The sequence below is a fragment of the Streptomyces ipomoeae 91-03 genome, from assembly GCF_000317595.1.
In the GTDB taxonomy this organism is placed as follows: domain Bacteria; phylum Actinomycetota; class Actinomycetes; order Streptomycetales; family Streptomycetaceae; genus Streptomyces; species Streptomyces ipomoeae.
In genome coordinates, this window is record NZ_AEJC01000233.1 from 1 (window position 1) to 2,676 (window position 2,676).

Consider the following 2,676-nt stretch of genomic DNA (forward strand, 5'->3'; position numbering starts at 1 on the left):
TTCGACGTCCTGCTGGACCATCTGGACCTCGACGCCCGCCTGGCCCGCGCCGACCTGGTCATCACCGCCGAGGGCGCCCTCGACCACCAGACGCCGCGCGGCAAGGTCCCCGCCGAGGTGGCCCGGCGCGCCAAGCTCCACGCCCGCCCGGTCCTCGCCGTGGCCGGCACCCTCGGCGAGGGCGCCCACGAGGTGCCCGGCGTGGACGCCTGCACCGGCATCCTGCCCGCCCCGATGGCCCTCGCCGAGGCCATGGTCCGGGCGAGCGAACTCCTCACCGATGCCACGGAACGGGCGCTGCGGATGATGTCACTGGGCGCGCTGGTGACGGAGGCGCAGAGGTCCTACGGCCGCGCGTCGGACGCCCCGCGTGCGCGGCGCGAGGTCACTTCCAGCACCACTTCTTGATCGACTTCCACGCCGAGATGTCCGGGTCGGTGGAGCCGCGCAGACCGGTCTTGCGGATGATCTGCTTGTCGTTGCCCCGGCTGTCCTTGCCGTACCACGTCTTGGTGGTCCGGTTCCACGTGGAGCGCGGCAGCCGCTTCTGGGGACGGTCCATGTACGGCGGCTTCCATCCACCCCTGCCGCACTTGTACTCCGGGGCCGCCGTCACCTGGTACCACGAGATGTTCTGCTTGTAGTTCTTCGCGTCCCACAGACAGAGGTAGCGGCTCTGATTGCAGTCACCGCGTGCGGCCGGAGAAGCCTCGGCCGCGCCCGCCTGCGCTCCGCCCGCCAGCGTCACGGTCACCGCCATCGCCGACGCGACGGCGAACGCCTTCATCTCACGCTTCATCTGTTGTTCTCCCCGTAATGAGCGGCCGAACCGGGCCGACCGCTCACTCTAATCACCCCTCCACCCCTCGAACAGTTGTCCATTGGGGCAATGCCGCGTCAGGTCGCGGGGACGCAACGGCCGTCCACCGTGCGGTAGTTCCACTTGGCGCCGTCCCGGACGAGTTCCTTGACGGCGCCCACGAACCGCTCGACGTGCTCGTCGGGCGTCCCCGCCCCGAAGCTCACCCGGATCGCGTTGAGGGACTTCTCGCCGGGCGCGGCCTCGGGGGCGCCGCACTCGCCCTGGGTCTCGGGGGCACTGCCGAGGAGGGTGCGGACCAGCGGGTGGGCGCAGAAGAGTCCGTCGCGTACGCCGATGCCGTACTCGGCGGAGAGGGCGGCGGCGAAGTGGGAGCTGTTCCAGCCCTCGACGACGAAGGAGATGACGCCGACGCGGGGGGCGTCGTCCCCGAAGAGGGAGAGCACCCGTACCTCGGGCACCTCGGCGAGTCCGGCCCGAACCGTGTCGATCAGATACCGCTCACGGGCGACCAGCGTCTCGAAGCCGGCCTCGGTGAGGGCCTTGCAGGCGGAGGCGATGGAGTAGGCACCGATGACGTTCGGCGAGCCGGCCTCGTGCCGCGCGGCGGTGACATGCCACTCCACGTCCACGCCGCCATCGGCGTTCCGGGTCACCTTGCGGGAGGCGCCCCCACCGGCGAGGTACGGCTCCGCCTCGGTCAGCCAGTCCGCGCGGCCGGCGAGGACACCGGACCCGAACGGCGCGTACAGCTTGTGCCCCGAGAACGCGACCCAGTCGACGTCCAACTCCCGTACGGAGACCGGGTGGTGGGGTGCGAGCTGAGCGGCGTCCAGCACGATCCGAGCGCCGTGCGCGTGTGCGGCGGCGGCCAGCTCCCGCACGGGCCAGATCTCACCGGTGACGTTCGAGGCACCGGTGACGCAGACCAGCGCCGGGCCGTTCGGGTCCCGGTCGGCGAGCGCCCGCTCCAGCGTGGTCACGGCCTCCGCCGGCGTACGGGGCGCGTCCAGGTACGTCACCCGCGCGTCCCGCCACGGCAGCAGCGAGGCGTGGTGCTCGGTCTCGAAGACGTAGACCTGGCAGTCGGCCGGCAGCGCGGCGGCCAGCAGGTTCAGCGAGTCCGTCGTGGACCGGGTGAAGACGACCTGGTCCTCGTCCCGGCAGTCCAGGAACTCGGCGACCGTACGGCGGGCGTTCTCGAAAAGGTCGGTCGACAGCTGCGACAGATACCCCGCGCCCCGGTGCACGCTCCCGTAGTACGGCGCGTACGCCGCCACGTCGTCCCACACCCGCTGCAACGCCGGGGCGCTGGCGGCGTAGTCGAGCGCGGCGTAGGTGACTTCGCCGCCGGTGACGAGCGGGACGGTGACATCCCGGCCCAGAACGGGCAGCGGGGCACAAACGGACTGGCCGGCGGCAAGGGTGGAGACAGACATGACGGAACTCCCGTGAAGGCAGGCGGAATTCACCGGCGAGCGTGCATGGCTCTGCGGCGGTGAGGTGAAAAGGGGGATGCGGAGGCGGGGCTCTGCGGCCCTATCGCATTCGCTTGCTCACGGAAGGCTCCCTCGAACGACCAGGACCCCTGGCCCCACACTTCTGAAAGCGTGCGAGGGGTCCGCGCTTGCCGTAGACCTCTCTGCCTACGACCTGGTCTTCACCCGGGGCACCCCGCCACGGACGGAGGGTTGCCGGACAGCCGGCCGGGGCCTCTTGGCTGTCGCTCATGACCTGTGTGGAAACGTATGTGAAGTGATCGCCACGGCGCAACTCCGTCCGCATACCGGGACGCCTGAGAGCCCGGCCGCGGCCGGTGCGTCGGCGACTGCGGGTGAGTGGGGCCTGGTCGCGCG

General features: G+C 71.0%; 3 protein-coding genes and 1 riboswitch. Of the genes, 1 reads left to right on the forward strand and 2 read right to left on the reverse strand.

The genetic code is table 11. The features are described from left to right. On the forward strand, nt 1-408 hold a 408-nt coding region (locus STRIP9103_RS15190), incomplete at its 5' end, for a glycerate kinase (protein ID WP_009311708.1). Here STRIP9103_RS15190 and STRIP9103_RS15195 read toward each other — a convergent pair. Beyond that, nucleotides 386-799, reverse strand: coding sequence for a hypothetical protein (locus tag STRIP9103_RS15195; RefSeq protein WP_048820322.1), 414 nt, complete (start codon nt 797-799; stop codon nt 386-388). The two genes, STRIP9103_RS15190 and STRIP9103_RS15195, sit on opposite strands and share 23 nt — an antisense overlap. A gap of 98 nt (nt 800-897) precedes the next feature. Continuing rightward, a complete protein-coding gene (locus STRIP9103_RS15200; RefSeq protein WP_009311705.1) occupies nt 898-2,259 on the reverse strand; it encodes an aminotransferase class V-fold PLP-dependent enzyme in 1,362 nt (453 codons plus the stop codon). A 179-nt stretch (nt 2,260-2,438) separates the two neighbouring features. Then, a riboswitch (SAM riboswitch) is annotated at nt 2,439-2,555 on the reverse strand. Nucleotides 2,556-2,676: the final 121 nt, after the last annotated feature.